Source organism: Stenotrophomonas sp. NPDC077421, from assembly GCF_049545505.1.
Lineage (GTDB): Bacteria > Pseudomonadota > Gammaproteobacteria > Xanthomonadales > Xanthomonadaceae > Stenotrophomonas > Stenotrophomonas nematodicola.
The window spans coordinates 118,490-145,179 of the sequence record NZ_JBMWDP010000001.1; the positions used below are offsets into that span (position 1 = coordinate 118,490).

Annotated in this window: 22 protein-coding genes and 1 tRNA gene; 12 read left to right on the plus strand and 11 right to left on the minus strand. The window is 67.0% G+C overall.

The features are described from left to right. Positions 1-5: 5 nt before the first annotated feature. Positions 6-2,978, plus strand: a complete 2,973-nt coding sequence (locus ACPEH1_RS00500; protein WP_017355729.1) for a TonB-dependent receptor domain-containing protein — start codon at positions 6-8, stop codon at positions 2,976-2,978. Positions 2,979-3,030: 52 nt separating this feature from the next. Beyond that, the gene (locus ACPEH1_RS00505; protein ID WP_017355728.1) at positions 3,031-4,386 is read left to right on the plus strand and encodes a Gfo/Idh/MocA family protein; all 1,356 of its coding nucleotides are present in this window, start codon (positions 3,031-3,033) and stop codon (positions 4,384-4,386) included. Positions 4,387-4,396: 10 nt separating this feature from the next. Here ACPEH1_RS00505 and ACPEH1_RS00510 read toward each other — a convergent pair whose 3' ends face one another. Together ACPEH1_RS00510 and ACPEH1_RS00515 are read right to left on the minus strand one after the other, a co-directional pair. Continuing rightward, a complete protein-coding gene (locus ACPEH1_RS00510) occupies positions 4,397-4,840 on the minus strand; it encodes a hypothetical protein (RefSeq protein WP_017355727.1) in 444 nt (147 codons plus the stop codon). Between the two features lie 111 nt (positions 4,841-4,951). Further along, on the minus strand, positions 4,952-5,797 hold the full coding sequence (locus ACPEH1_RS00515; RefSeq protein WP_037591087.1) for a hypothetical protein: 846 nt from the start codon (positions 5,795-5,797) through the stop codon (positions 4,952-4,954). 1,082 nt (positions 5,798-6,879) lie between these two features. Between ACPEH1_RS00515 and ACPEH1_RS00520 the strand changes: the two genes are divergently transcribed. After that, entirely contained in the window at positions 6,880-7,563 is a 684-nt protein-coding gene (locus ACPEH1_RS00520) for a GAD-like domain-containing protein (protein WP_423715056.1), read from the plus strand. 178 nt (positions 7,564-7,741) lie between these two features. On the opposite strand, the gene ACPEH1_RS00525 is transcribed toward ACPEH1_RS00520, so the two are convergent. Beyond that, a tRNA-Arg gene (locus ACPEH1_RS00525) sits at positions 7,742-7,818 on the minus strand. 160 nt (positions 7,819-7,978) lie between these two features. Here ACPEH1_RS00525 and ubiA point away from each other — a divergent pair. Further along, entirely contained in the window at positions 7,979-8,872 is an 894-nt protein-coding gene (ubiA, locus tag ACPEH1_RS00530; RefSeq protein ID WP_017355723.1) for a 4-hydroxybenzoate octaprenyltransferase, read from the plus strand. Between the two features lie 120 nt (positions 8,873-8,992). After that, complete coding sequence (locus ACPEH1_RS00535) at positions 8,993-10,384, plus strand: short-chain fatty acid transporter (protein ID WP_037591086.1); 1,392 nt, start codon at positions 8,993-8,995, stop codon at positions 10,382-10,384. A gap of 18 nt (positions 10,385-10,402) precedes the next feature. Here ACPEH1_RS00535 and ACPEH1_RS00540 read toward each other — a convergent pair whose 3' ends face one another. From ACPEH1_RS00540 to ACPEH1_RS00550, 3 genes are all read right to left on the minus strand, one after another. Next, positions 10,403-13,273, minus strand: coding sequence for a type I restriction endonuclease (locus ACPEH1_RS00540; protein WP_423715057.1), 2,871 nt, complete (start codon positions 13,271-13,273; stop codon positions 10,403-10,405). Between the two features lie 179 nt (positions 13,274-13,452). Further along, complete coding sequence (locus ACPEH1_RS00545) at positions 13,453-14,967, minus strand: HsdM family class I SAM-dependent methyltransferase (RefSeq protein ID WP_423715058.1); 1,515 nt, start codon at positions 14,965-14,967, stop codon at positions 13,453-13,455. Then, positions 14,964-15,563: a restriction endonuclease subunit S gene (locus ACPEH1_RS00550; RefSeq protein ID WP_136004659.1), complete on the minus strand. Its 600-nt coding sequence runs from the start codon at positions 15,561-15,563 to the stop codon at positions 14,964-14,966. The genes ACPEH1_RS00545 and ACPEH1_RS00550 overlap by 4 nt, the downstream gene beginning before the upstream one ends. A gap of 451 nt (positions 15,564-16,014) precedes the next feature. Between ACPEH1_RS00550 and ACPEH1_RS00555 the strand changes: the two genes are divergently transcribed. Continuing rightward, positions 16,015-16,146, plus strand: coding sequence for a hypothetical protein (locus tag ACPEH1_RS00555; protein ID WP_017355718.1), 132 nt, complete (start codon positions 16,015-16,017; stop codon positions 16,144-16,146). Between the two features lie 65 nt (positions 16,147-16,211). On the opposite strand, the gene ACPEH1_RS00560 is transcribed toward ACPEH1_RS00555, so the two are convergent. Beyond that, on the minus strand, positions 16,212-16,883 hold the full coding sequence (locus ACPEH1_RS00560; protein WP_423715059.1) for a VOC family protein: 672 nt from the start codon (positions 16,881-16,883) through the stop codon (positions 16,212-16,214). A gap of 209 nt (positions 16,884-17,092) precedes the next feature. On the opposite strand from ACPEH1_RS00560, the gene ACPEH1_RS00565 reads away from it, so the two are divergent. Then, on the plus strand, positions 17,093-18,280 hold the full coding sequence (locus ACPEH1_RS00565) for a hypothetical protein (RefSeq protein WP_423715060.1): 1,188 nt from the start codon (positions 17,093-17,095) through the stop codon (positions 18,278-18,280). A 73-nt stretch (positions 18,281-18,353) separates the two neighbouring features. After that, positions 18,354-18,503: a hypothetical protein gene (locus ACPEH1_RS00570; protein ID WP_262072151.1), complete on the plus strand. Its 150-nt coding sequence runs from the start codon at positions 18,354-18,356 to the stop codon at positions 18,501-18,503. A gap of 280 nt (positions 18,504-18,783) precedes the next feature. Here ACPEH1_RS00570 and ACPEH1_RS00575 read toward each other — a convergent pair whose 3' ends face one another. Both ACPEH1_RS00575 and ubiK read right to left on the minus strand, forming a co-directional pair. After that, positions 18,784-20,286 carry a YifB family Mg chelatase-like AAA ATPase gene (locus tag ACPEH1_RS00575; protein WP_423715061.1) on the minus strand — a complete coding sequence of 501 codons (1,503 nt, stop codon included), beginning with the start codon at positions 20,284-20,286 and terminating at the stop codon, positions 18,784-18,786. A gap of 102 nt (positions 20,287-20,388) precedes the next feature. Next, positions 20,389-20,649: a ubiquinone biosynthesis accessory factor UbiK gene (ubiK, locus tag ACPEH1_RS00580; RefSeq protein ID WP_017355127.1), complete on the minus strand. Its 261-nt coding sequence runs from the start codon at positions 20,647-20,649 to the stop codon at positions 20,389-20,391. Between the two features lie 126 nt (positions 20,650-20,775). Between ubiK and ACPEH1_RS00585 the strand changes: the two genes are divergently transcribed. Then, the gene (locus tag ACPEH1_RS00585) at positions 20,776-21,114 is read left to right on the plus strand and encodes a P-II family nitrogen regulator (protein ID WP_017355128.1); all 339 of its coding nucleotides are present in this window, start codon (positions 20,776-20,778) and stop codon (positions 21,112-21,114) included. A 54-nt stretch (positions 21,115-21,168) separates the two neighbouring features. Here ACPEH1_RS00585 and ACPEH1_RS00590 read toward each other — a convergent pair whose 3' ends face one another. After that, on the minus strand, positions 21,169-21,819 hold the full coding sequence (locus ACPEH1_RS00590; RefSeq protein WP_017355129.1) for an RIO1 family regulatory kinase/ATPase: 651 nt from the start codon (positions 21,817-21,819) through the stop codon (positions 21,169-21,171). Positions 21,820-22,330: 511 nt separating this feature from the next. Between ACPEH1_RS00590 and ACPEH1_RS00595 the strand changes: the two genes are divergently transcribed. Next, positions 22,331-23,236: an aspartyl/asparaginyl beta-hydroxylase domain-containing protein gene (locus ACPEH1_RS00595; RefSeq protein WP_165699813.1), complete on the plus strand. Its 906-nt coding sequence runs from the start codon at positions 22,331-22,333 to the stop codon at positions 23,234-23,236. A 132-nt stretch (positions 23,237-23,368) separates the two neighbouring features. Here the strand turns inward: ACPEH1_RS00595 and speE are convergent, their stop codons facing one another. Next, a complete protein-coding gene (gene speE, locus ACPEH1_RS00600; protein WP_017355131.1) occupies positions 23,369-24,223 on the minus strand; it encodes a polyamine aminopropyltransferase in 855 nt (284 codons plus the stop codon). Positions 24,224-24,412: 189 nt separating this feature from the next. Here speE and speA point away from each other — a divergent pair, with 189 nt between their 5' ends. Both speA and ACPEH1_RS00610 read left to right on the plus strand, forming a co-directional pair. Continuing rightward, positions 24,413-26,302 carry an arginine decarboxylase gene (speA, locus tag ACPEH1_RS00605; protein WP_017355132.1) on the plus strand — a complete coding sequence of 630 codons (1,890 nt, stop codon included), beginning with the start codon at positions 24,413-24,415 and terminating at the stop codon, positions 26,300-26,302. 43 nt (positions 26,303-26,345) lie between these two features. Then, the gene (locus ACPEH1_RS00610; protein ID WP_017355133.1) at positions 26,346-26,669 is read left to right on the plus strand and encodes a DUF6122 family protein; all 324 of its coding nucleotides are present in this window, start codon (positions 26,346-26,348) and stop codon (positions 26,667-26,669) included. The last annotated feature ends 21 nt before the right edge of the window (positions 26,670-26,690 follow it).

A 26,690-nucleotide genomic window follows, 5' to 3' on the forward strand; every position in this document is an offset into this window, starting at 1 on the left:
CACAGATGTTGACCGAACGCCATCGCCATCGCTGCATCCCCGCCACGCCCTTGTCCATCGCACTGGGCCTGGCCCTGGCCGCCGCCGGCAGCGCCGCTGCGCAGGATGCCACGCCCGATCCCACGGCCACCGAGCTGTCGCGGATCGAAGTCACCGGCTCCAACATCCGCCGCAGCGATGTGGAAACCGCCTCGCCCGTGCAGGTGATCAGCAAACAGGACATCGAGAACATGGGCGCGCGCACCCTGTTGCAGGTGCTCGACAACCTGCCGGCCGCGCGGCCGGGCCAGCAGGATTCGCGCTCGCTGTTCACCGGCTCCGACGGTGCCTCGCAGGCCAACCTGCGTGGCCTGGGGGCACAGGGCACGCTGGTACTGCTGAACGGCCGACGCCTGTCGTACTACGGCGCACCGGCGGGTTTCCAGACCCAGTTCGTCAACATCGATGCGATCCCGGCGGCGGCGATCGAACGCATGGAAGTGCTCACCGACGGCGCCTCGGCCGTGTACGGTACCGACGCGGTGGCCGGCGTGATCAACGTGATCACCAAGCGCAACTATCAGGGGGCGGAAGTCAGCCTCACCACCGATACCTCTTCGCGCATCGATTCCTATGGCGAACACCAGGGCAGCATCACCGCCGGTTTCGGCGACCTGGACGAGGACCGCTACAACGTCTACGCCTCGGTCAACCTGTACCGGCGTGACGCGATTCCGCTGAGTGACTTCTACAACAAGCGGCCGCCGCAGTATTACGTCAACAACCCGAACTATATTCCCAACCTGCGACTGGGCACCGGCAGCAAGCCGGGCGAGTTCAATCCGGGCAGCTACTTCGCCTTCGACCCGGTCACCGGCCGGCGCGTGCAGGAAGCCGCACCGGGCTGCAACAACGTGCTCACCACCGAAGCGGCCGGCCCGCGGTGCATCTGGGAAACCTGGATGAACAACGAGATCGACGCCGGCGCCAAGTCCGAACGCAACACCGCCTACGTCAACGCGCACTTCCTGATCGGCGACAGCACCGAAGCCTTCGCCGAAGCGACCTACACCGACATCGACCTGACCGCCAACGGCGGCACGCCGCGCGCCTATGGCACCACCACCGGCAACCCCACCAGCTGGTTCTCCCGCAACACCGGCACCACGGTCAACCAGTTCCTGTACCCGTACCTGGGGCCCAACAACGAGTACAACCATGCCAGCCCCGAGCTGAAGGCATTGATGGGCGGTGTGGTGGGCCTGCAGTACCTGCTGCAGGACGTGGGCGCCAACCACTTTGGCCAGCGCAATACCGACCAGAGCTACCGCGTGGTCACGGGCCTGCGCGGCACCGCCGGCGACTGGAACTGGGAAACCGCTTTCGCCACCGCCGGTTCCCATTCGGTGACCTACCAGACCACCAACGTCAACCTGGCCGGGTTCCAGAAGGCCTTCGGCCCTTACACCATCGATCCGGGTACCGGCCGGGTGATCATCTCCGACCATCCCGCCTACAAATTCGGTGAGATCAGCGACGCCAACGCCGCACTGATCCGCGAGGCCTTCCCCACCTTCGACATCGAGTCCTGGACCCGCCTGCACACGCTGGACGGCAAGATCGAAGGCCCGCTGTTCACCCTCCCGGCCGGTGAAGTGCGCGCGGCCTTCGGCTTCAACGCCACCCGCGAAACGTTCTACACGCCGGGCAACCCCGACGCGGCCAATGGCCTGATCACCCAGCAGGGCGGCTCGTGGTTCGACGGCAGGCGCAACACGTACGCGCTGTTCGCCGAAACCGTGGCGCCGCTGACCGACAAGCTGGAACTGGAAGCCGCGCTGCGCGTGGACAAGTACCCCGACTTCAGCGCCAACCTCGCCCCGAAGCTCGGCCTGACCTACCAGATGTTCGACCAGCTGATGCTGCGCGGCACCTATTCCGAAGGCTTCCGCGCGCCGAGCCTGGCCGAAGCGGGTACCGGCGGCGTGTTCGCGCAGATCGGCGGCTACCGCGACGAACTGCGCTGCAACGAAACCAACGCGATCGCCAACCTGCTGCGCCGGTCCGCGCGCCCCGGCGATGTGGACCTGGGCAATTCACTGCTCAACAGCGACTGCAGCCGCAACGTCGCCCGCATGACCCAGCCCAACCAGGACCTCAAACCGGAAAAGGCCAAGATCGCCACCGCCGGCGTCGTGTTCGAACCGACCCAGTGGCTGTCGGTGTCGGCCGACTACTGGTTCATCTACCGCCGCAACGAGATCGCCGCACCGGACTACAGCAAGGCTGAAGACATCCAGTCGATGACGCGCTCGCCAATCACCGAGGCCGACCTGGCCAACCAGGCGGCGCTGGCGGCCATGTGCGCCGACCCGGCCAGCGGCGTGGCATGCCCGGCCACCCTGCCGGGCTACAGTGCAGGCAACGTGCTCAGCGTGGTCGGCCAGTACAAGAACCGCGGCCGCACCCTGATCGACGGCTTCGACATCGACGCGCGCACCCGCTTCACGCTGGGTGACTGGGGCACCCTGAACGTCGGTGTTGCCGCCACCATCCAGCGTCGCAAGGAGACCTACACCGACGACGAGCTCGGCTGGTACTACGGCAACACCATCGGCTACTACGGCAACCCGCGCCTGCGCGCGACGTTGAACGCCGACTGGAACTACCAGGCCTTCACCACCAGCTTCTTCATCAACTATGTCGGCGGCACCAAGTGGGCGTGGGACCGTATCGATGCCGAGGACAACAATCCCGAGACCTGCACCGGTGGCTACCTGGCACTCAATCCAGCCCAGTGCGACGGCGTGCCGTCGTGGTGGACCGCCAACCTGAGCGTGGCCTGGCGTCCCGACGCGCACTGGAACATCGGCTTCACGGTCAAGAACCTGTTCGATCGCATTCCGTTCTACGATCCGAACAGCTTCCTGGGCGACTCCAGCGATTACGCCACCATCTACGGCCGTGGCTACAGTCTCACCGTCGGCTACAAGTTCTGACGTTTCCACCGCGCCGGTGCCTGCCGGCGCGGTCTTTCGAGGAGGGTTTTTCATGCAACGTAGGGAATTCATTCTGGCCAGTGCCGCCGTGGCGGCCACCAGCCTGCTGCCGCAGACGCCGGCATGGGCGCGCGGTCGCAAGGTACGCCTGGGGGTGATCGGCACCGGCATGCGCGGTCAGGTCCTGCTGAAGGAACTGGTGCGCCGCGACGACGTGGAGGTGGTCGCGCTGTGCGACATCGAACCGATCATGCTCGGCCGTGCCGTGGAGATGGTGGCGAAGGCAGGCAAGCCTGCGCCGAAAACCTACGGCCAGAACGGCGACGTGAACGCCTGGAAGCGTCTGCTGGAACAGCGTGGCCTGGACGGTGTGATCATCGCGACCCCGTGGGAGTACCACGCGCCGATGGCCATCGCCGCGATGCAGGCCAAGGTCGCGGTCGGCTGCGAAGTGGTCGCCGGCATCACCCTGCAGGACCACTGGGACGTGCTCAAGACCCAGCTCGACACCGGCACGCCGTACATGCTGCTGGAGAACGTGTGTTACCGCCGCGATGTGATGGCGGTGCTGCAGATGGTACGCGCCGGCCTGTTCGGCGAACTGGTGCACCTGCAGGGTGGCTACCAGCACGACCTGCGCGGGGTGAAGTTCAACTCCGGCGATCCGTCCCAGCCTTACGACAGCGGTGTGGAGTTCGGCGCCAAGGGCTGGTCCGAGGCGCGCTGGCGTACCGAGCATTCCGTGCAGCGCAACGGTGAGCTCTACCCCAGCCACGGCATTGGCCCGTGCGCGATGTACACCGGCATCAACCGTGGCAACCGCTTCACCCACATCAACGCGTTCGCCAGCAAGGCACGCGGGCTGCACGAATACACCGTGGCCAAGAGTGGCGGCACCACTCATCCCAGCACCAAGGTGGCGTTCAAGCTGGGCGACATCGTCACCACCACGCTGGCCTGCGAGAACGGCGAGACCATCCTGCTGCAGCACGACACCTCACTGCCGCGTCCCTACTCGATGGGCTTCCGCGTGCAGGGCACCAAGGGCCTGTGGATGGACGTCAACCAGTCCATCCACATCGAAGGCCGCAGCCCGCCACACAAGTGGGAGCCGATCCAGGCCTACCAGGATCAGTACGAACACCCGCTGTGGAAGCAGCACGCCGCTACTGCCGCCAGCGCCGGCCACGGCGGCATGGACTGGTTTGTGATCCACGCCTTCGTCGAGGCGCTCAAAGCCAAGGCGCCGATGCCGATCGACATCTACGATGCCATCACCTGGAGCGCGATCACCCCGCTGTCCGAGCAGTCCATCGCCAACAGCTTCCAGACACTGGAGTTCCCGGACTTCACCGCCGGCCTGTGGAAGCAGCGCAAGCCGATCTTCGCCTTCGACGGCACCTACTGAGCCCGCGCCGTCACCGCGACGGCCACCACCAGAACCACAGCGCTGCCGCGCCGGTGCCCATTGCATGGTCGCCCCGGCCGGCGGCGATGTCGTTCACGCCCTGCCTGAGCAGGGCCAGGGCACCGGCGTTCAGACGCAGATGAGCCCGGTCGCCCTCGTGCTGCCACCCCCAGCCGTCCACAGTGGCGTCGTGTCCGATCCGGACCGAGACGGGTGCTTCCCACGCGGCACGGCGGTTGTTGGGGACGGCGAGCAGCGGCGGGGACGGCGGCGTCACCTGCACCGTGCGCGCCGCGCCGGTGCCATCGGCCAGTAACGCATCGATCAGCCTCTGCAACGACGCGCAGCCGGCCGCATCACAACTGAGGTGCCAGCCGGGGAAGTTGCGCTGATGACCGGTGTAGCGCCACAACGCGGTCGTGCCGTGCTGCTGCCAGGCGTGTGAGGTTCTCATTGGCGCATTCTGCCCCAGCGACCGGCCCACCGTGTCCGCGCGGACGCTCCCACTGGAGCGGGGTTGGAAACGAGCGTCCGTTGCTTTGTTCGGGCTGATTCGGAAAAACGCCTACCTGCAGCATGATCCATATATCACCGCTCCTTTCCTTAGGGCGAGTGAAAGCTGCTGTGAACTCATCTCCTTTTCAAGGCCTTTGATCTGCTGGACCGGTACCAACGATGGATCGGACAGTCGCACGGCCTCGAAATAGGCCCTGCTTGCAACAAGGTCCTCGTTCACCAGAACGCCGGCCTGATAAGCATTGCCAAGTTGCAACAGCGCGTCCGCACTCCCTTGCGAAGCCAGGCCTTCCAGGTAGCCTGTGGCCTTTCGCTTGCACTCCAGCGTGGCGTCTGGGTCGCGAAGCATCGCCGCTTCTCCGCCCAAGGCGGATGCAGGATCCATCGAATAAAAAAGCTGCGCTCCGATATTTCCCTGCTCAGCGGCCAGGCTCAGCCATTCTGTAGATGTGATTCCGTCGGCGGCCGAAAGCGCTTCGCATTGCTCAGCCGCGTCGTTGTCGCGAATCGGCAAGCCCTTTGCAGCGCGCATGTTGAGGGTGTTGCATTCGAACAACTTGAGGAAGATTGCGTAGGATGCCGCGCCGTCACCGGCCAGGGCCTGAGTTTTCAGCTGGGCAAGTACTTCGTTCACCGGCCCATTGGGGGCGGATCCGAAATCCCGGACTGCAAAGGCGCGCCCCGACAGGGGTTGAATCGTCACGTTCCTGTTGGCAGGCGAGGCGCGGGCGGAAGCGTTGCGGACTGCGGAGTCGCTCTCCGGCTCTGCGGCCAGCAACGTCTGCGCCGGCGCATCGGTGTGTTGCGGACGTTCCTGTTTGCATCCAGAGGCAAGCCACAACGTCGCCGCCAAAGGAAAAATCAGTATCCCTAATCTGTTCACGATCTGATTCAATTCAAAGAGCGCGCTTCCTGTCTCTCATGCACGTGGGACCCTGTCAATCAGCCTCCTGGATCTGCGTCACTCTGCAGGTGGTGGTGGAAGTCACCTCATCGGCTTCCAGCAACAGCTTTCAATCCGGCATGGCCACGGTCGGCTTCGATCTGTCTTCTCGACAGCTACACATCCAGCGGGTCCGATGGGACGAGCCAAGAAAGGCCGACATCCCGGACTGAAGGCAGGACCCGGTCATTCAAATGACGGTGTAGACGTTCAGATGGTGCGCCCGGAGGAAGTTACATAATCCTCGAAATCCATTGGCATTAAAGGGACTGAAGGTCAGCGGCTACCCGTATTACCGCCATAGTTGCCACCACGGTACAGGCGCCAGGTAGGTTGAGTCAGCATCAGCGCGGCCTTGGTGACGTGGAGAACTGCTCGACCAAGAGGCGAGGAAGCGGCACAGGACGCTGAGTCCCCATACAAGCGTGACGCCTACCGTCGCAAGCAGCAGGAGCGCGATGAGCGCGAAGATCAGGTGTTCCATAGGGGGCAATCTACCAGCGCCTGACGGCATACGGGGCATGCGCCCGCGTCTGCGGCTGGCGACGAGCATGGCGACCGTCCTGGGGCGATTCAGCCGGGCGAAATGGCATCAAGAACATTACGCCGTACCCCAGTTGCCTGCGAAGGATCTGCACCCGGCGCGCGCACTCGCTTCCCCGCCACGCGTGCGTTCTTCATGGAGTCTTCTGTGCACCATCTGCAAACACCGCAGTGCCGACGCAGCAACGCTATCGATGACACTGCAGGGGCATTCACCTACTTGGGAATCCCTGTGCCCAAGGCGTCACCGAGGATGCCAACCAAGTGCCAGGCGGACAGCTGAAAGCGGTGATCGGGAAGGAGCCGACGTCCCCCCACGATTCTGCGTCCATCGAAAATACTCTCGGCCGCCCATCCCCTGACCTTCGATGAATTCAGGCATGCTTTGGGTCAGCAGGGATGCAGCGGTGAAGGCCTAATGAGGCCGCGGCTAACGTCCCTGTGGGCGAAAGAAGCAAGACGAAGATGAACGGCGGATTGGAGCGTTGCAAATGATCAAGATGGTCGATGAGAACTTTCAGTATTTCTATCAAGAGAAGGGCTTTGGCCCTGCCATTGATTCGCGACCTGTTCCGCGTGCAAAAATTGAGTATTACCAAGGAAGATTGCCCAACAAGCTTCTGGAGTACTGGGATGCCTACGGATTCGGGGGATACGGCAACGGCCTGATCTGGATGACCGATCCGGATGAATATGCTGACGTTCTCAGCGCTTGGCTTTACCCGACCCGGCTCCACGCGACGGACAAGTTCTATGTGATTGGCCGCACTGCATTCGGCGAACTGATCGTTTGGGGCGCAAAGACCGGACCAAGCCTGACAATTCATTCGGTGCGGGGAATGATCTTTCCTTCTGATAAATCCCGCTGGATGAGTGAGGGCAAGGGCGACCTCTTGCTGGGCAACTGGATAGGGGGCATGCAGCGATCTCTCCTTGAGCAGAACGATGAAGGCGATAAGCCACTGTTTGATCGCGCACTAAAGGAGTTGGGTCCGCTGGGGCACGACGAAATGTATGGCTTCGTCCCCGCACTTGCGATGGGCGGGCCGTGCCGCCTCGATCATTTGAAGAAGGTCAAGGCCGTCGAACACCTGATGTTCCTGGCCCAGCTTGGAGAGCCTCAGATCATGCTGGACATCGTGAAGGAAACGAAGGACCGTGGGCTTTGGAAGTAACGGCTCTCTCGTTACTGTTGCCCGGCGTGGTGGAGGCTGCCCATCGGCTGCCAAGCAGCCGCCGTTGAGCGGCGGCGGTTAGCTACATCAGGATTGGACGCAAACAGACACAAAAAAAGCCGAAATCCTTGATGTGAAAGGAAAGTTCGGCCTTCATGGGATGGTGTAGACGTTCAGATGGTGCGCCCGGAGGGATTCGAACCCCCGACCAATGGCTTCGGAAGCCACTACTCTATCCGGCTGAGCTACGAGCGCGTTGTCTGCTGCTTCCCGCCGGGCAGCCCGTTGCGGGCGACCGGACCGTCGAGACGGCGCGGGAGTCGCATTCTAGCGGTAAACGCGGCGCAGGTCTCCCCCCTCTGCGATTGTGCCGTCCGGCAGCGCTCCGGGCGGGCCCAGGCGGTATCCTTTACCGATGGCTTACGAACGTTTTGAAACGCCCGGGCAGGCGGCACCGCCGCGCTGGCGGCACTACTGGAAACTGATGCGCGCCGATCGCCCGATCGGCACCCTGCTGCTGCTGTGGCCCACCTGGTGGGCGCTGTGGCTGGCCGCTGGTGGCCTGCCGCCGCTGTGGACCCTGTTCGTGTTCACTGCCGGCGTCTGGCTGACGCGTTCGGCCGGCTGCGTCATCAACGACTACGCCGACCGGTGGCTGGACCCGCACGTCAAACGCACCAAGGACCGTCCCCTGGCCAGTGGCGCCGTGTCCGGGCGCGCGGCGCTGGTGCTGTTCGCCGTACTGATGCTGGTGGCCTTCGCGCTGGTGCTGACCCTGAACGCGCTGACCATCGGGCTGAGTTTCATCGGCGTCTTTCTGGCCGCCAGCTACCCCTATCTGAAGCGTTACACCCACCTGCCGCAGGTCTATCTGGGCATGGCCTTCGGTTGGGGCATTCCGATGGCCTTCGCCGCCGTGCAGGGCGAAATTCCGGTGATCGGCTGGCTGCTGTATGGCGCCAACATCCTGTGGTCCACCGCGTACGACACCTGGTATGCGATGGTCGACCGCGACGACGACCTGAAGATGGGGTCGCATTCCACCGCGATCCTGTTCGGCGATCTCGATCTGGTCATCCAGGGCATCCTGTACGCGCTGTTCCTGGGCGCGATGGCGCTGGTCGGCGTACGTGCCGGGCTGGGGGTGGCCTACTGGGCGGGCGTGGCAGTGGCGGCCGGGCTGATCGCGTACGAATTCTGGATCGCCCGCAAGCGCGAGCGGGAGCCTTGCTTCAAGGCCTTCCTGCACAACAACTGGGTCGGCGCGGCCCTGTTTGCCGGTATCGCTGCGGCGTTGGCGCTGGGCTGAAGCCCCACCGGCCTAAGACCAATAGGCGACTGACAGCATCGCCGGCAGCGCCCAGAATCGGCGCCATTGAGACCTGGGAGGGTAACGATGGGTACCTCGACGACAGTGCAGGATGGGTGGATGGCGCGCGCGGCGCTGCGGTCGGCCGCATGGGCCGAGAAGTGGTTCCCCGATGCCTATGTGTTCGCCGTGCTCGGCGTGGTCATCGTGGCCGCCGCCGCGATCGGTTTCGGCGCCACCCCGCAGGCCACCGCCCGCGCTTTCGGCGACGGCTTCTGGAGCCTCATCCCGTTCACCATGCAGATGGCCTTCGTGGTGATCGGCGGCTATGCGCTGGCGACCGCGCCGGTGGTGGCGCGCTTCATCGACCTGCTGGCCCGGGTGCCGCGCACCGGTCGGGGGGCGGTGGTGTATGTCGGCTTGATCAGCATGCTGGCCTCGCTGCTCAGCTGGGGCTTCTCGCTGGTGTTTGGCGGTCTGCTGGTGCGCGCGCTGGCGCGCCGCGACGACCTGGCGATGGACTACCGCGCCGCCGGTGCCTCGGCCTACCTCGGACTCGGCGCGGTGTGGGCGATGGGGCTGAGCTCGTCGGCCGCGCAGCTGCAGGCCAACCCGGCCTCGATGCCGCCGGGGCTGGTGGAGATCACCGGCGTGCTGCCGTTCACCGACACCATCTTCCTGTGGCAGTCGATCGTGCTGACCGCCGCGCTGATCCTGGTCTCCCTGCTGATCGCGTGGCTGACCGCCCCCGGTGCGGCGACGGCCCGCACCGCAAAGGAATTCGAGGGCGCCGCCCAGGCCGAGGCGGTGCCGATGCAACCGCGCACGCGTCCGGGCGAATGGCTGGAGTACAGCCCGCTGCTGACGGTGCTGCTGTCGCTGCTCGCCTTCGGCTGGCTGTTCGGCGAATTCGCCAGCAAGCCGCTGGTCACCGCGATCGCCAACCTCAATACCTACAACTTCCTGTTCATTTCGCTGGGCCTGCTGCTGCACTGGCGGCCGCGCAGCTTCCTCAATGCAGTGGCCAAGGCGGTTCCGAGCACCACTGGCGTGCTCATCCAGTTTCCCCTCTACGGCGGCATCGCGATGATCCTCACCCATGCCACCGGGCATGGCGATGAAACCCTGGCGCATCGGCTTTCCAGCCTGTTCGTGCACGTGGCCACCACCGATACGTTCGCGCTGGTAATGGGCGTGTACTCGGCGGTGCTGGGCTTCTTCGTCCCCTCCGGCGGCGGCAAGTGGATCATCGAGGCGCCGTACGTGATGCAGGCCGCCAATGAGCTGAAGGCGCATCTGGGCTGGGCGGTGCAGGTCTACAACGCGGCCGAGGCGCTGCCGAACCTGATCAATCCGTTCTGGATGTTGCCGCTGCTGGGCGTGCTGGGCCTGAAGGCGCGCGACATCGTCGGCTTCACCTTCATCCAGCTGCTGGTGCACATCCCGCTGGTACTGGGCCTGCTGTGGTTGCTGGGCATGACCCTGACCTACGTGCCGCCGGTCATGCCGTGAGCCAGGCCGGCAGGCCGGTCATGGCGCCGCGTCGGCCGGCAGGGTGAGGGCCACCTCGATCAGGCCTGCCAGCACGGCGTCCGCCCCGACCGGGCCGACCAGATAGGTCACGCGCGCATGCAGGCACCGGTGCAGCGCCACCCGGAACAGGTGCGGCAGGCGCGGCAACTCACGGCGGACCTTCTGCACCACGGCGTCCAGTTCTTCGGCCAGCGCCAGCAGCGGGGCGGCTTCCGGATCGGCGATGGACTCTTCCAGGGCCAGCCTCAGCACGCCATAGCAGGCACGGACCCCGCGCGCGGGTGACAGCGCTGCGGGCAGATCGGGGCGCTCGTTCTGCGCCCAGGCCGCGGCGACGGCCAACAGCTCACCATAGGCCGAAGGACCCGACAGCGCCGTCGCCAACGCCGCATCCCACTGACGGCGCGCGAAGGGATCGCCGGCCAGTGCGACGTCGCCCTCGCGGAGCAGCCGCTGATACAGGGTGGCCACGGCGTCGCGCTCCGCCTCGGGCGGCGTGGCCGCCTGCTCCAGCTCGCGCAGGGTGGCGTAGTCCATCAAGGGTTCGCGGATTTCCGGTACGTGGTGGCGCGCCCAATGCCGGATGCGGATGTCCGCTGGTGTGTAGCCGGCATCGTCGGCAGCCGCGGCGTTGACGGCGTCGCGCAGCACCGAGCAGAAGTGCAGGTCGCGTGCGTAGCGCTGCGCACCGGTATCGTCGACGCCATCGGCATCGCCACGCGGACGAGGGGCAGACGTGCTCTGCGCGGCCTGCAGCGATTCGCCGAACCGGGTCACGCGTTCGTGGAACAGACGCCGTGACCGCGCGACGGCCGGGACGGGTGGCGCACCGGCAGGTGACGGCGCCAGACGGCGGCGCGCGGCATGGAAGTCTCGGCCGTTGTCGCCTGCCACTGGCGCGCACATGCGGGCGTGCAGCCGGGGCAGGCCGGCGCTGGCGGTGTCGGTGGACTGCAGGGGCCATACCCCCAGGGACGTGGCTGCCGCGACCAGCGGTTCGGCGTCCTTCGGCACGCCTTGATAGTCGATCACCACCGCGTGGTGCTTGTCCGCATGCGGCGCATTGATGGTGGAGATCGCAGCGGCGAGCGCCTGCGCCGACAGCATCGCATCCACATACAGCAGCGCCTGTCTGGCCCGCGCCGGCACGGTGGGCATGTGCGCGGCCACCAGCTCCACCCCGGCCTCTCCCACGGAACGGGGGCGGGTGTCGGGCACGATGCCGCGCACGTGCACGGCGCGCCGCAGCGCGGCCTGGTACGCCGACCGCTGTTCATCGCGCACGATCACGCGCGCCAGCAGATCGCGCTCGGCCCAGCGGGTCTGTTCGGCATGGTGCCGGGCAATGTCGTTGGCAATGCCAACGACGCGTGCGGTGCCTGCCGCAGCGCTGTCGCCCGCTGTTTCCGGCCACGCATCGGCGCGCGACGCATGGAACACCGGCACGGTTACCCCGTCATCCACTGCGTCGGCAGCGCTGTAGACGTACAGCAGCTGGTCCGAGGTGTCGCCGCCCACGGATGCCGCCACGGGCAGAGACGCCAGTGTCACCCAGGCCGAACGCGGCAGTGCGGCGCGCAACCGCGCGCGCGCTGCCGCTGTTGCCGACCAGAAACCGGAGTCCATCCACAGCACGATCGCGTGGCCGCCATCGTCGGCGGGCAGTTCGCGCTGCACCCGCAGCACCTGATGCAGGCTGGCACTGACCGGACCGGATTCATCGCCCAGCAGGAACCGCGCCAGGGTGGCCGAGCCCACCCGAGGTGGCACCGGCCAGGCGGCGCTTCGGTGCCGGTCGATGCGCACCGCAGGGCCGGTGGCCACATGCAGTACCCGGCACCCACGCAGCCGTGGGTCCTGCCGCAGTGCGTCCAGCAGCCAGTGCGCGGTCAAGCGCAGGCCGCTGCCGCTGGACAGACAGACCTGGCCACCGTTGCGGCGCCCGCCCGCATCGTGGGTGCGCAGCTGCGAGAGGACCGCCTGCACGGCGCCGAACTGGCCGGCGTGGGCGATATGCCGCTGCCCGTCAGGCCCGATGTGCGTGAAGCACCGCAACAGCGCCAGCAGCCGGGCTGGGGCCATCAGCCCGCGCAGCAGCCCCGCATGGGCGCCTCGCAGCACCGGATCACCGATGCCGTGCAGGCCATCGCGCGCGAGCGCCGCCTGCACGCTCGGGCGCACCACCAACCGCCCGGTACGCAATGGCCGCGCGGGGCGTTCCTGCCAGCGCCGCCAACCGGTTGCCGGCGTTCCCGCGGCGGCATAACGGCCGCCACGCCGATCCAGTGCAAGCAGCACCTGCGCGACGTCGTACAGCGCCCGGGTGGTGGCCCCCCGCTGGACGCCCAGGTGGCGTGCGATGGCGTCGTCATCGCGCGCCCATCGCCCCAAGGCATCGCGCCCACTGCAGGCCATCAGCGCCACCGGCACGCCGTTGATGTAGGCCACCAGGTCCAGCGACCGGGGGGCACCTGACGGTGACGAGCCGAGCGGCACGTTGGCACGGACATCGAAGCAGTTGGCGGTGACATCCTCCCAGTTCACGAGGGGCACGGCGACGTTGATGCGCTCGCCATCTGCAAGCGTGTCCTCCACGGTGAGGCCATGCAGGAGCCTCGGCATGTCGCCGGTGGCGGCGACCAGCACCGCCGCCACGACCTGCTCGATGGCGGCCTCCGACAACGGCCGGTCACCCGCGCCGTGGATGAAGCGGAACACCTGCAGGTAGCGGCGCAGCCGGTGCGTCAGCACGCTGCCGTCCTGCCGATGCCGGCGATCGTGCGGCAGATAGCGCCAGCCAAGGTGCAGCATCCAGCCCAATGCGGAGCGCTGCACCAGCGTGTCGAGGGAGTGGGAAGAAGGCGGCATTGACGCAGTGTGGACGACGCTGCGCCATGCCTGTTGTGTGCATCATTCCGATTCCTGCCGTCGCATCGCGCCGGTTCGAACTGGTTCCAGATTGATCTTCGCATCTTGATTGCATGCATCAATCCATACCCCCTCACCGCCGGCACGCGCCCCTTTGCCACCGCGCCCACGCAACGGTGTCACGGCCGGTCAGGTGCAAGCCCACGCAGGTCCGCGTCGATATGCTGGCCGATCTGCGACAGGGTGCGGCACAGTGCCCTGCGCTCGTCGCGCAGGGCAGCCGTGTCGGCCGGTGCGGTGTCCTGGGCGTCGGCGAGGTAGCGGGCGATGCTCAGCGAGCCCTCGTGCCGGACCAGTTCGTCGGGCGTTGCACGGTGGGAGAATCCCGGCAGCGATACCCGCTGCTGGCAGGTGCTGATGACCCGTGCCACAAGGTCGGCCGGCAGCTTCGGGCCACGCCGGCCGCGGCACGCGGCCCCACGTGCGTCGATGAACAGGACATCGGTGTCGTCGCGCGTTCGGCGCAGCACCAGCAGCGCCGTGGCCACCGGCTGCCCGGCGAACAGGCGGTCGGGAAGACCGATCACCGTCTCCAGCAGGTGGGCGTCGAGCAGGCGCTGGCGGATGGCGGCTTCTTCGCCACTGCGGAACAGCACGCCATGCGGGACGACGATCGCCATGCGTCCCTGCTGCGGGTCCAGCGCGTGCAGCATGTGCTGGATCCAGGCCAGGTGGCCGCGCTGACGTGGCGGAAGGCCGAAGGCGAATCGTCCGTGCGGGTCGCGCGCCGCGATCGTCGGGTTCCAAGAAAGGTCGAAGGCCGGCCGCGACAGGCAGACCTGGACACGTTGCGGACCACCGTCGCCCGCCAGCGGTTGCTCCAGCGGCTCGCCGCGGATGAGGCCGTGAGTGTCTTCTCCGTGCAGCATCAGCCGCATGCGGGCGCGGGCCCACTGGACCTGGTCGCGCTCCCGCCCGTACACCACGTGCCGACAGGCGCCGTGGTGCGTGCGCGCCCACTGTGCGCAGGCCAGCAGCAGTGCGCCGCTGCGGCTGCCGGGATCGCAGATCGTGTCGTCCTCGCCAGGGTCCAGCAATGCGGCCATCAGGTGCGCCAGCGGGTCGGGTACGTGCCCGTCGGACGTCTCGGCAGGCGAACTGGCGGTGCGGTCCAGAAGGCGATCCACCGCTGCGCCGATATCGCCGCGATGGCCACCGCGCAGGCATCGGAAGTCCAGCGCCGGCACCGCCATGCGACCCAGCAGGTGTGACAGGGCCGCCTCCTGGTGATCCTGACCGGGCGGCAGCGCGGCCTCCAGCCGCAGTGGGGTAAGGACGCCGGCCAGCGCAGCTGGATTGGCGGTTGCCAGGTCCTGCAGGGCAGCAAACAGCCGCTGGCGGTTACCGGCCACGAACCGTTGCCGATGCAGGCGTTCGAAGCGCGCGTTCGCGGGCACGTCGAGCTGCTGGGCACCGGGCGCCAGTGGGCTCCAGTCGAGCGGTGACAGCGCACTGGCGACCGGAGTGCTCGCCAGTGCCTGGTTGTCGCTGGCGATCTTGAGCATCAGCAGGGCCAGCACCAGGTGAACCGTGGCCTGCCTGTCCCTGGCGTCGCCAAGCGTGTCGCAGGCCGAGGTCAGGGCGGCAAGCGTGGCATGGGGACCTGCACCACGGGCAGCGGGGATCGCGTTCACGCGATCACGCCGGTCAGCACGTCCGCGGCGACGGCGGCGAACTGTTGCTGACGGTTGCGGATCAGGGCTTCCAGACACGCCTGTTCATCGCGTACACGGCGCGCCAGGGCAATGATCCGTTGTTGCTGGGGCAAGGGCGGCACCTGCACCGGCAACTGGTCCAGCACGCTGCGGCGGATGCTCCGCTGCCGCGACCCTGCCGACTGCCGGCGCAGATACTGTTGAGCCGGCGGCTGGTTGAGCTGCCAGGCCAGGAACGCCGGCAGCACCTGCTGCGGTTGCTCGACCCGGAGCACGTACAGATGGGGGCTGCACAGCGTGGCAGGAGGAGGATCACGCAGCAGCATGGCCAGCGGATGATTGCCTCGACCGGCAATCAGGATGTCCTGATCGCGCACCCAGTCCGGTGTCTTGCGGGCGCGCACTACGGTGCGCAGAAGCGGAACGCCGGGACGCAGTGCATCCACGGTGAGGTCCTTCAACTGGATCACCTGCACGTCGCCCTCCGCAATGGCACGGATGGCGCCGCGGAAGGGATGTCCCTGGCGGATGGTGGCGAGAGTGCCGAGCGGGTGGGGAGCGGTGACGGCGTGCATGTCGTGCACCATCGCGTGGCGCGTTCGATAGCGTCAACACGTGAAAGTGCAGCCTTTCGAATGGTGCAGAGTTGTAGCCACTCGAGCCTTGGAAGTGCGATGAAGCTCGCAGGAACGGGGCGTGATTTTCAACAGTTTCATCTCTTGATCTGTGCTTCACCCAATGCGGCATCAATTGAAATGACGCGACTGCGCAACGGCTGGTCCCTCACGCCGGTGCGGATCGGAGACCGCGGCCCTGTTCAGCACGTGTGCGGTCGCCGGGCATGACGACATGGCAAGGGGTGATCAGCCGTGGACACGCCTTGTGGCGCAAGGGTTCTTCGCGTTTCGTGGCGCGCAGGCAGGCGAATTGACGCCGTTGTATGAAAACGGCCACGCACCGTTAACCTCCCTCTGCACAGCATGGTCCCGACCGCGGCATTCCGCCTGCGGCACCCGGAGACCGGACATGGCACAGCAGCGCAATCAGACCCCGCAGCAGGACCAGGAACGCGGGCGCAATCAACAGCAGCAGCAACAGCAGGAACAGCAGCAGCGCAATCAGAACCAACAGCAGGGTGGGCAGGACGAAGAAGAGTGATGGCCTCCGGCCATGCTCGCCTGCGAAGCCCCGCATGACGCGGGGCTTCATGTTTCAGCGCGCCGTCACTCGCTGCGGAGCTGCCAGCCGAGCGCCGCGTCACCCAGCGTCGCGCCGGGTGTGATCCCGCCCAGATGCACCTGGATGCAATCCGCATTGGGCAGCGCGCGCTGTTCAGGGAACCAGCGGCGCGTGGCATCGACAATGATCAACAGGCCTTCGTCATCGCCCATCGGCGCGAAGTGCGGTGTAGGCGTAGAGAACGGTGCAAGACCGAACGTGGCCTCCACCTGGGCCTGCATGGCCTCCACGCTCAGCGCCGGCAGGCCGACCTCGCTGATGCAGGTCATTTCGCTGCCGTGGAAGATGCCGGTCCGCGCCGATGCGGGCAGGCGGCGGCGCGCGATCAGTTCCAGAATCAGCCCGTCCGGGCCGGTGAAATAGATCGACTCGGCATCCCAGCTGCCACCGAAGTCGAAGTGCTCGCGCCCCTCGGCGTCGCGCTGCCGCTGCGCGCGCGCGTCCAGCCAGGCGGTGGCCGCGACGAAGCGGTTGTGCGGCACGGTGAAGGCCAGATGCACGCCGCCCACCGGGCGATCCCCGGCGGGTTCGAGCTGGAGCGTGCTCCAGCCGATGCGGACCTGGTCCGCGTCGGTGTCCAGCTCCAGTACGGTGCTGAAGTAGCGGGCGACGGAGCCGGGGTCGGATACCGGCAGCAGGAGATGTTGGATGCGCATGCGGACAGGGTGCGACCGCGTTGCGCGCCTGTCCAGCGCAGGCGGCTACCGGCGGTCAAGAAATTGCAACAGGCTGCACCGTGACGCCTGCCCTGTGCTGCCACGCTGTGCCTGCCGTGCCTGCGTTGCGCAGTGCGGTGCAGGCGCGCGGTCTCCCCACCCCTTGAGGATGCCGCGCGACCTGCCTTGTCCACGGAGGAGGGAGCAGGATGGGCATCATCGATGGCAGGCCGCTGGGCCTGGCGGCGGAGGACGCCGCGCAGGCGCGGCTGGAATCGGACGTGATCTTCGGCTGCGTGTTTCTCGGCTTCCTGCATGACGCGCTGCGACAGGGCGTGGTGCTGTGCTGGGATGTGGACCCGGCCGATCCGCCCGCGCAGGTGGAGCAGGGCATCCAGGCACTGCAGGCGGTGCTGGAGCGGCTGGTGGCACTGACCGGCATCCACACCGATACGGTGCGCGTCGGCCAGAGCCCGCGCTACGAGCCGGCCCGCCACCAGATCGCGATCGCGGCCGTCTCGCGCCCGCACGGCGACGATGCAGCGCGGCAGGCCCGGCGCCAGATCCAGTGGACGCCCGAGGTGGAACAGCGCATCACCGAGCTGCTGGACAACGATCCGCTGATGGAACAGAACCTCGACGCCGAGTTCGGGGCGTACTACGGCATCGTCGATCATCCCGACAACACCAACCCCTTGGTGATCAGCTCGGTACGCCGGTTGATTCCGTATGCGGATGAAGGCGGTCGCTGGAACCGTCGCGTGCCCGGGCATGGCCTGATCCACTACGACGACCCGGCATGGACGCTGGAACAGGCCAGGCAACTGCCCAAGCAGGCCGGCTCGACCGAATCCGCGGCGCGCATCGCCACGTGGGACGGCAGCGGACACGTCTGCGGCTACTGCCACGGCATGGTCTGGGCGGTGGCCCAGGTGCGGTGCAACTTCCCCGATGGGCGTCCGTTCGAACTGGGGCTGGGCAGGAACACGCACAAGCTGGCGTCGTGCTTCGGCTGCAGCACGTTCCTGCACGCCAATGGCCTGGCTCCCAGTTCGATGCATCTGGGACGGTCGGATTCGTGGGTGCCGCTGCCCGAAGGGGAAGACGGCGTGGCCGTGTTCAACCTCGGGCTGGGCAACGAGGCGCGGCACCCCGGCATCGTTGCCGGGTTGAACGCGGCATGGGCGACGCACGTGGCCGGGTGGCTGGTGGCCGGTACGCGCATCGCCGCGCAGGACACCGCGCGGGTGCCTGCCGAGGTGCGTGCCGTGGCGCGCACGCTGCAGCGCGAGGCCATCGCGCGCGGGCGCGATACCCGTGCCGTGGCGAACCTGTTCCTGGATGCGCTGACGGTGCACCAGAAGGATCTGCATCGGCTGATGCGGTTTGTGGGATAGCGGGCCGTCCTCGGCATCATTGTGATCTTCTTCCCGCCCGGTATCGTGGCAACCATCCATCCATGCATGCCGCGTGTCGTCGCAGTTTCTGGCCGGCAACGTCGAGCGGGCCAATGCATCGTCGCGCAAGGCATTGCGCTGGTCGGTCGCCTCGCTGCTCACGATGCCGGCACTGCTGGTGGCGCTGGTTGCGTACGCGCTGCCGACGCGCGCATTCGCCTGAGCGCGCCGCATCACACACGCGCCCTGGCGGTCCGGCGGCCGGCATGGGGCAGGCCATCGGTGAGCGCCACTTGGATTCGCGCCCCCCTGTCTCACGTTCACGAGGAGAATGGCGTTATTCTCGGTCGCAGGACACAGGAGAATTCATCGGATGAAGAACAGACAACAGTACGTTGTGGTGGGCGTGGCAGCTCTCGCGTGGTGTCTGGTCGTCGGCGGCTACTGGGTGGGCAAGCGCCTGGCATTGGCCGAGAACTGTGACTCCGGCGCCAACGCGGTGGTCACGTGCCCGTCCCCTGCCGATCAAGCTGCCGGTAGCCGATAGCCTCGGCCAGGTGCGCGCGGCCGATGGCGGCGCTGCCCTCCAGATCGGCGAGAGTGCGCGCCACGCGCAGGATGCGATGCATTGAGCGTGCCGAGAGCTGCAGGCGCTCGACGGCGTCTTCGAGCAGATCCTGCTCCCTGCTGTCCAGCCGGCAGTGGATGGCGAGCAATGCCGGTGGCAGTTGTGCGTTGGGCATGCCGCCGCGCGCGAGCTGCACGGCGCGTGCGGCGATCACGCGCGCACGCACGCTGGCGCTGTCTTCGCCGGCCGGCGCGTCGTCGCGCATCGCGCGGGGTTCCAGTCGTGGCACATCCACGTGCAGGTCGATGCGGTCCAGCAGCGGGCCGGAAACGCGGCCGCGATAGCGGGCGATGGCATCGGCGCTGCAGCGACAGCGGCCACTGCGGTCCCCGGCCCAGCCGCAGGGGCAGGGATTCATCGCGGCGATCAGCTGGAAACGGGCAGGAAACGTCTCGCTGCGTGCGGCCCGGGTGACCACCACGTGCCCGGATTCCAGCGGCTCGCGCAGCACTTCCAGCGCATGGCGGCTCCACTCGGGCAGTTCGTCGAGGAAAAGAACGCCGTTGTGCGCGAGCGAGATTTCGCCGGGGCGCGGATGCGAGCCACCGCCCGCCAGTGACACCGCGCTCGCAGTATGGTGAGGCGCGCGGAACGGACGCTCGCGCCAGCGTGACGGATCGATGCCGTGGGCGCTGCACGAGGCCACGGTGGCGGTTTCCAGCGCATCGGCGTCGCTGGGCGGTGGCAGGATGCCGGGCAGCCGCGAGGCCAGCAGGGTTTTGCCGCAGCCGGGCGTGCCAAGCAGCAGCAGGTGGTGGGCGCCGGCGGCGGCGACCTCGAGCGCGCGGCGCGCCTGGTGCTGCCCGCGCACGTCACGCAGGTCGGCGCTGGCCGGTGCGGGCGCGAAGGCGAACGTCGCGGCGGGTAGCGACCGGCCATCGAGGCCGGCGCAGACCTCCAGCAGGGTGCGCGCGACGCGCACATCGGCATGCGCGGCGAGGGCGGCTTCGGCGGCGTTGGCCGGCGCAATCACCAGGGCGCGCTGCTCGGCAGCGGCGGCGAGCGCGGCGGGCAGCACGCCGTCCACGCCGCGCAGTTCCCCGGTCAGCGCGAGTTCGCCGAGGAACTCATGGCCGTCGAGCGTGCGTGGATCGATCTGCCCGCTGGCGGCGAGGATGCCCAACGCGATGGCGAGATCGAAACGTCCACCTTCCTTGGGCAGGTCGGCCGGTGCCAGGTTGATGGTGATGCGCCGCTGCGGGAACTCGAACTGGGCGCAGAGCAGCGCGGCGCGCACGCGGTCGCGCGATTCACGTACGGCAGCGGCCAGCCCGACGATCTGGGTGTGCGGCAGCCCACCGGTAAGCATCACTTCGATGCGCACCGCAGGCGCATTGACACCGGCACGGGCGCGACTGTGCACCAGTGCCAGGCTCATCTGCGTGCGTTCCAGTCATCGGCCATGCCGCCCACGATGGCGGGGCACGCCGGCATCGTCCATCAGCGCTTGCCGCGCCCGCGGGTAGGCAAGCGCGTCGGCTCAGGCGGTCGGCGGTGCCGGGTCGCGTGCTTCCAGCTCGGCCACGACTTTTTCCAGCGCTTCCAGCTTCTCGCGCGTTTTCAGCAGCACGGCGCGCTGGACGTCGAATTCCTCGCGGGTGACCAGGTCCAGCTTGCCCAGCCCGGCCTGCAGGGCGGTCTTGAACGTGGCCTGCAGTTCCTCGCGGGACTGGCGCAGGCCCGGCGGGACCATGTCGCTCAGGCGGCGGGCCAGGTCATCCAGATGGTTGAGGTCGATCATGCTGTGCTCCGCAGGGTATACGCTAAGGATAATCCGCCGCGACCGCGCCGGCACCGGTACGGGTGCATCGCGTTCACCGGCGGACAGGCGTTATCCTCGCTCGCCGGAAATACAGGAGCCCAGCAGATGAAGATGGTCATGGCGGTGGTCAAGCCGTTCAAGCTCGACGACGTGCGCGAAGCGCTGGCCGAGCGTGGCGTCACCGGGATCACAGTGACCGAAGTCAAAGGCTTCGGGCGGCAGAAGGGCCATACCGAGCTGTACCGCGGCGCGGAATACGTGGTCGACTTCCTGCCGAAGGTGAAGATCGAGGTGGCGGTCACTGACGGCCAGGTCGACGAGGTGGTCGAGGCCATCGTCAAGGCGGCCGGCACCGGCAAGATCGGCGACGGCAAGGTGTTCGTGTACGACCTCGGCAGCGTGGTGCGCATCCGCACCGGCGAGCTCGACGCCGACGCGCTGTAATGCCGGGCCCTGCCCGGCAGCTCATAACGCCAGACGCTGCCCGGCAACCGGCCCTCAGGCCGACTTGAACCAGCGATAGAAGCGCTTCCAGCCCACACGCAGGCTGGCCACCCAGCGCGGGTCGGCCACCAGCGCGGCCTGTGAGGGCGTGGGCTTCAGCCCGGTCAGACGCTGGCGCATTTTCAGCAGGTTCTTCATGTCGCTGCGGCGCAACTGGCGCGAGACCGGGTGCACCGGCAGCCAGCGCGGGCTGCGCCATGCCGAGGTGAAGTCGACCAGGACCGGCACGCCACCGCTGACCATCACATTGGTGCCGTGCAGGTCGTTGTGCGTGATGCCGGCCGCATGCAGGCGGCTGAGGGCGTACTGGAGCTGTTCGAACACCTCGACCCCCACCGACTGGGCGGCGCTGAGCGTCTGGCCGGGAATGAACTCCATGCCCAGGGCCAGGCCACCGATGGTGCCGAGCAGGGCCGGGGCGTGTTTCCAGCCGCTCAGGCGTTGCAGGATGCGCGCTTCGCGGCGCACCAGCAGGCGCGCCAGCAGCGACAGCGGGGTGCCGCGGTAACGGGTGTAGTCCTTGACCACCGCCGGCTGGCCGTTGAGGCAGGTGCGGTAGACGTCGGGTTCGAGAAGGCGTTCGCCGCGCTTGAGCAGCTCGGCGGGGGCGGTGTCATCGACACACGGGGAGACGAAATTGTTCATGGGGGTCTGGGCGACCCGGCGGTCGGCGCGATGCGTCAGGCGTACCGGTGCTGCTGTCTAAGGCGGGAACTAAAGATTTCGTTAATTTTAGTACTGGCGAGTACACCAATCCAGCGTTTGTCGGAGAAATGTCGTAGGCGGGCGTAGAACAGTTCGTCACGCAGACGCGGACAAAAATGTCTCAATTGGAAATAAATCGTTTGTGGATCAGCCGGTTGCAGCCTCCGCCCGCAGGGGGCATCGGGCGCGCGCCGGCCCGGCGCCGGATGCGGATCGGTGTCGGCAGCGCTGCACATCGGCCAAGTCCAGGGCGCTGTCGGCCCCCGGCACGCTGAACCGGAGGCGAGGCCCGCTTGACCCCGACGCAGGCGCTGCCGACCATACGCTGTTGATTGCGACATCGGCGGCCGCCCCTCTACGGCACGTCCCCGCCCCCTGCCGCCTTGCCGGTGCCGGATTCTCCCGTGCCCCGTCCCCCCATTTCAGGTCCGGCCCTGCCGGAGGAACACTGATGATCAAGATTGTGCTGGCCGTGCTGTTCATCGCCTGCGTGCTGTACATCCATTACCGCGGCAAGGTGCGTGCGCGCTGGTCGCGCCAGCTGCTGGACCATTCCAGCTTCATGGCTCCGATCAACGTGATCATGTACATGTTCTCCAAGGTCCCGACCACGCCGTTCCTGGACCCGGGCAAGGCGTTCCCGCAGCTCGAACCGCTGCGCGAGAACTGGCAGATGATCCGCGACGAAGCGCTGGCGCTGCGCGATGCGGACAAGATCGCTGCGTCGAGCACGTTCAACGATGCCGGCTTCAATTCGTTCTTCCGCCGCGGCTGGAAGCGTTTCTACCTGAAGTGGTACGGCCCGTCGCACCCGTCGGCCAGGACGCTGTGCCCGAAGACCACCGCCTTGCTGGAGTCGCTGCCGGACGTGCGCGCGGCGATGTTCGCCCAGCTGCCTTCGGGCAGCGAGCTGCGCCCGCACCGCGACCCCTTTGCCGGCTCGCTGCGCCTGCACCTGGGCCTGGCAACGCCGAACGATGACGCCTGCTACATCGAAGTGGACGGCATCAGGAAGAGCTGGCGCGACGGCGAGTGGATGATGTTCGATGAAACCTACATCCACCATGCGCACAATGAGACGCCGGACGACCGGGTGATCCTGTTCTGCGACATCGCCCGCCCGCTGCGCTTCGGCCTGCCGGGCCTGTTCAACCGTGCGGTGGCGTCCACGCTGCTGGCCGGTGGCGCCTCGCCGAACCTGCCGGGCGATCCTACCGGTGGCGTCAACAAGGCCTTTGGCGGCGTCTACAAGGTGCGCCTGAAGGCCAAGGCGCTGCGCGAGCGCAGTGTGGTGGCCTACCAGGTGATCAAGTGGGGCCTGGTGGTGGCGGTGATCGCGGGGATCTGGGCGATCTGAGGCCTTGCTGCCTGGGGGGCCGGTCAGCGGCCTGGCACTACCGGACACAGAAAACCCGCGCTGTTGCCAGCGCGGGTTTTTGTTGGGCCACAGGCCACCGGCAGAGCCGACCAACGGTCGGCGTCCAACGCATCAGCCCTTCAGGGCGGCCGCGACGAACGGCGGGGTGACCAGCACGCCGGTATGCAGCGCGGCGGTGTAGTACAGCGTATCGAACGACTTGGAGGCCGAATCGGCCTGGCGGAAGTCGAAGCTGCTCTGGCCCTTGCGCGCCAGCGTCACGCTCCACCAGCCGGTGGGGTAGCACGGCTGCGGGAAGGGCAGGGTCTTGAACGAACCGAAGCCGGCCTTGCCCATTTCGGTGCGCATTTCGTTGATCAGGTCCAGCTGCATCAGCGGCGACTCGGACTGCTGCACCAGGATGCCGTCGTCCTTGAGCGCCTTGAAGCAGCTCTCGTAGAAGGCCTTGTTGAACAGGCCTTCGCCCGGGCCGACCGGATCGGTGGAATCGACGATCACCACGTCCACGCTGCCGGCCGGGCAGTTGGCCATGTAGGCCACGCCGTCATCGAACATCAGCTCGGCGCGCGGGTCGTCGTTGGACTCGCACAGTTCCGGGAAGTGCTTGCGGGCCATCACGGTGACCTGCTCGTCGATGTCGCACTGGGTCACGCTCTCCACGCCCGGGTGCTTGAGCACCTCGCGCAGGGTGCCGCAGTCGCCGCCGCCGATGATCACCACGCGCTTGGGCGCGGCATGGGTGAACAGCACCGGGTGGCTGATCATCTCGTGATAGAAGAAGTTGTCCTTGCTGGTCAGCATGATGGCGCCATCGATGGTCATCAGGTTGCCCCAGTCGCTGGTCGCGAAGATCTCGATCTTCTGGAACGGCGACTGCACTTCGTCCAGCTTGCCGGTCAGGCGGTAGCCGATGGCCGAGCCGGTGCGCTCGAAGTGCTCGATGTACCAGTTGTTGTTGTCAGTCATGGAGAAACGGTCCTGTTCGGGGTGTTGGAGCCGGGCTGGCGGCGGAAGCCGCGTGGCACTAGCCACATCCGGACGGGTCGGCCCGTTCAGGTTCTGACCTGGGCACGGGCGCGGGCGCGCATGATAACGGAGCTGTCGCCATATAGGCGTTATCATGCACCCCCTTTTTTACCAACCAGGCCCACTGAAATGACCGATTGGTCCCTCGACCAAGCCCGCAAGACCTACTCGATTCCGCATTGGGCGGATGGTTACTTCGACGTGGATCAGGCAGGACACATGGTGGTGAGACCGACTGGCCAGGACGGCCCGGTGGTGTCCTTGCCGAAAATCGTCGACGCCGCCCGCGAGGCCGGCGCGAAGCTGCCGCTGCTGGTGCGTTTCCCGGACATCCTGGGCCAGCGGCTGGGCAAGCTGCAGGCGGCCTTCGCCCAGGCGCAGGCCGATTGGGAGTACCCGGGCGGTTACACCGCCGTGTACCCGATCAAGGTCAACCAGCACCGCGGCGTGGCGGGCACCCTGGCCAGCCACCACGGCGAGGGCTTCGGCCTGGAAGCGGGCAGCAAGCCGGAACTGATGGCCGTGCTGGCGCTGTCGCGCCCGGGTGGGCTGATCGTCTGCAACGGCTACAAGGACCGCGAGTACATCCGGCTGGCCCTGATCGGGCGCAAGCTGGGCCTGCAGACCTTCATCGTGATCGAAAAGCCATCCGAGCTGAAGCTGGTGCTGGAGGAATCCAAGGCGCTGGACGTCAAGCCGGGCCTGGGCGTGCGCATGCGGCTGGCCTCGCTGGGTGCGGGCAAGTGGCAGAACAGCGGCGGCGACAAGGCCAAGTTCGGTCTGTCCCCGCGCCAGCTGCTGGACCTGTGGAAGTCGCTGCGCGACACCGAATACGCCGACTGCCTGAGCCTGCTGCATTTCCATATGGGCTCGCAGATCTCCAACGTGCGTGACATCGCCAACGGCATGCGCGAGGCCACCCGCTACTTCGTGGAGCTGTCGCGCCTGGGCGCGAAGATCACCCACGTGGACGTGGGCGGTGGCCTGGGCGTGGATTACGAAGGCACCCGCTCGCGCAGCTTCTGCTCGATCAATTACGGGCTGAACTCCTACGCCAGCAACATCGTGCAGCCGCTGGCCAACGCCTGCGAGGAGCACGGCCTGACCCCGCCGCGCATCGTCACCGAATGCGGCCGCGCGATGACGGCGCACCATGCGGTGCTGATCGCCAACGTGTCCGAGGTGGAAGAGGCGCAGGAAGGCCGTGTGCCGGACCAGCACGATGACGAGCCGGCGGCGATCCGCCACCTGCGCGAGATCCATGCCGAGCTCGACGAGCGCCCGGCGGTGGAACTGTTCCAGGAAGCCCAGCATTTCCATGCCGAAGGCCTGTCCAGCTACGCGCTGGGCCAGATCGACCTGCCGCAGCGTGCGCGCATCGACGACCTGTTCTATGCCATTGCCCACGCCGTGCGCGCGCGCCTGAGCTATGACGAGAAGAGCCATCGCCCGGCGCTGGACGAGCTGAACGAGCGGCTGGTGGACAAGTACTTCGTCAACTTCAGCGTGTTCGAGTCGATCCCCGATGCATGGGCGATCGACCAGGTGTTCCCGATCGTCCCGATCGAGCGCCTGAACGAGCAGCCGGCACGCCGCGGCATCATCGCCGACATGACCTGCGATTCGGACGGCATGGTCAAGACCTATGTCGAAAACGAGAGCCTGGACAGCTCGCTGCCGCTGCACGCGATGAATCCGGGCGAGAGCTATCGCATCGGCTTCTTCATGGTCGGTGCGTACCAGGAGATTCTGGGCGACATCCACAACCTGTTCGGCGACACCGACGCGGTGGAAGTGCTGGCCGACGCCGATGGCTACGCCATCACCCAGCAGCGACGCGGCGATACCACCGATGTGATGCTGGACTACGTGGGCTACAGCCTGGCCGATCTGCGCGCGAGCTATGCCGCACGCGTGGCGGCGGCGAACCTGTCGCCGGCGCGTGCGCAGGAGCTGTCCGATGCGCTGGAAGCGGGTCTGACCGGCTACACCTACCTGTCCGACGAGCCGCTGGTCTGATCGGCGCGGTCCACCGCATCCGGGTCTGTGGCGCGGCGGCACGATGAGCAGCCGCGCCATCATTCACCTGTTGCTGCATGCCGCCGTGCCGGCGCTGCTGGCGTGGCTGTTCTGGCGCAAGCGGTTCGCCTCGGCATGGCTGTTGCTGCTGCTGGGCTGGATCATCGACCTGGACCACCTGCTGGCCGACCCGATCTACGCCCCCAACCGCTGCAGCATCGGCTTCCATCCGTTGCACACCGCGCCGGCAATCGCTGTGTATGCCGGGTTGTGCGTGCCGAAGAAGACGCGGTTGTTCGGCATCGGGTTGATCGTGCACATCGTGCTGGATGCCATCGACTGCTGGTGGATGCACGCAGGCAGGTGAGGGCAGCGCCGCCGTATCCCG

What these genes read in the sequence shown, in the direction of transcription:
- ACPEH1_RS00560 (WP_423715059.1), bottom strand. Translation starts at nt 16,883, where the DNA reads ATGCGCATCCAACATCTCCTGCTGCCGGTATCCGACCCCGGCTCCGTC.
- ubiA (WP_017355723.1), top strand. Translation starts at nt 7,979, where the DNA reads ATGGCTTACGAACGTTTTGAAACGCCCGGGCAGGCGGCACCGCCGCGC.
- ubiK (WP_017355127.1), bottom strand. Translation starts at nt 20,649, where the DNA reads ATGATCGACCTCAACCATCTGGATGACCTGGCCCGCCGCCTGAGCGAC.
- ACPEH1_RS00590 (WP_017355129.1), bottom strand. Translation starts at nt 21,819, where the DNA reads ATGAACAATTTCGTCTCCCCGTGTGTCGATGACACCGCCCCCGCCGAG.
- ACPEH1_RS00510 (WP_017355727.1), bottom strand. Translation starts at nt 4,840, where the DNA reads ATGAGAACCTCACACGCCTGGCAGCAGCACGGCACGACCGCGTTGTGG.
- ACPEH1_RS00500 (WP_017355729.1), top strand. Translation starts at nt 6, where the DNA reads ATGTTGACCGAACGCCATCGCCATCGCTGCATCCCCGCCACGCCCTTG.
- ACPEH1_RS00610 (WP_017355133.1), top strand. Translation starts at nt 26,346, where the DNA reads ATGAGCAGCCGCGCCATCATTCACCTGTTGCTGCATGCCGCCGTGCCG.
- ACPEH1_RS00550 (WP_136004659.1), bottom strand. Translation starts at nt 15,563, where the DNA reads ATGCACGCCGTCACCGCTCCCCACCCGCTCGGCACTCTCGCCACCATC.
- speA (WP_017355132.1), top strand. Translation starts at nt 24,413, where the DNA reads ATGACCGATTGGTCCCTCGACCAAGCCCGCAAGACCTACTCGATTCCG.
- ACPEH1_RS00555 (WP_017355718.1), top strand. Translation starts at nt 16,015, where the DNA reads ATGGCACAGCAGCGCAATCAGACCCCGCAGCAGGACCAGGAACGCGGG.
- speE (WP_017355131.1), bottom strand. Translation starts at nt 24,223, where the DNA reads ATGACTGACAACAACAACTGGTACATCGAGCACTTCGAGCGCACCGGC.
- ACPEH1_RS00535 (WP_037591086.1), top strand. Translation starts at nt 8,993, where the DNA reads ATGGCGCGCGCGGCGCTGCGGTCGGCCGCATGGGCCGAGAAGTGGTTC.
- ACPEH1_RS00505 (WP_017355728.1), top strand. Translation starts at nt 3,031, where the DNA reads ATGCAACGTAGGGAATTCATTCTGGCCAGTGCCGCCGTGGCGGCCACC.
- ACPEH1_RS00575 (WP_423715061.1), bottom strand. Translation starts at nt 20,286, where the DNA reads ATGAGCCTGGCACTGGTGCACAGTCGCGCCCGTGCCGGTGTCAATGCG.
- ACPEH1_RS00540 (WP_423715057.1), bottom strand. Translation starts at nt 13,273, where the DNA reads ATGCCGCCTTCTTCCCACTCCCTCGACACGCTGGTGCAGCGCTCCGCA.
- ACPEH1_RS00565 (WP_423715060.1), top strand. Translation starts at nt 17,093, where the DNA reads ATGGGCATCATCGATGGCAGGCCGCTGGGCCTGGCGGCGGAGGACGCC.
- ACPEH1_RS00595 (WP_165699813.1), top strand. Translation starts at nt 22,331, where the DNA reads ATGATCAAGATTGTGCTGGCCGTGCTGTTCATCGCCTGCGTGCTGTAC.
- ACPEH1_RS00520 (WP_423715056.1), top strand. Translation starts at nt 6,880, where the DNA reads ATGATCAAGATGGTCGATGAGAACTTTCAGTATTTCTATCAAGAGAAG.
- ACPEH1_RS00585 (WP_017355128.1), top strand. Translation starts at nt 20,776, where the DNA reads ATGAAGATGGTCATGGCGGTGGTCAAGCCGTTCAAGCTCGACGACGTG.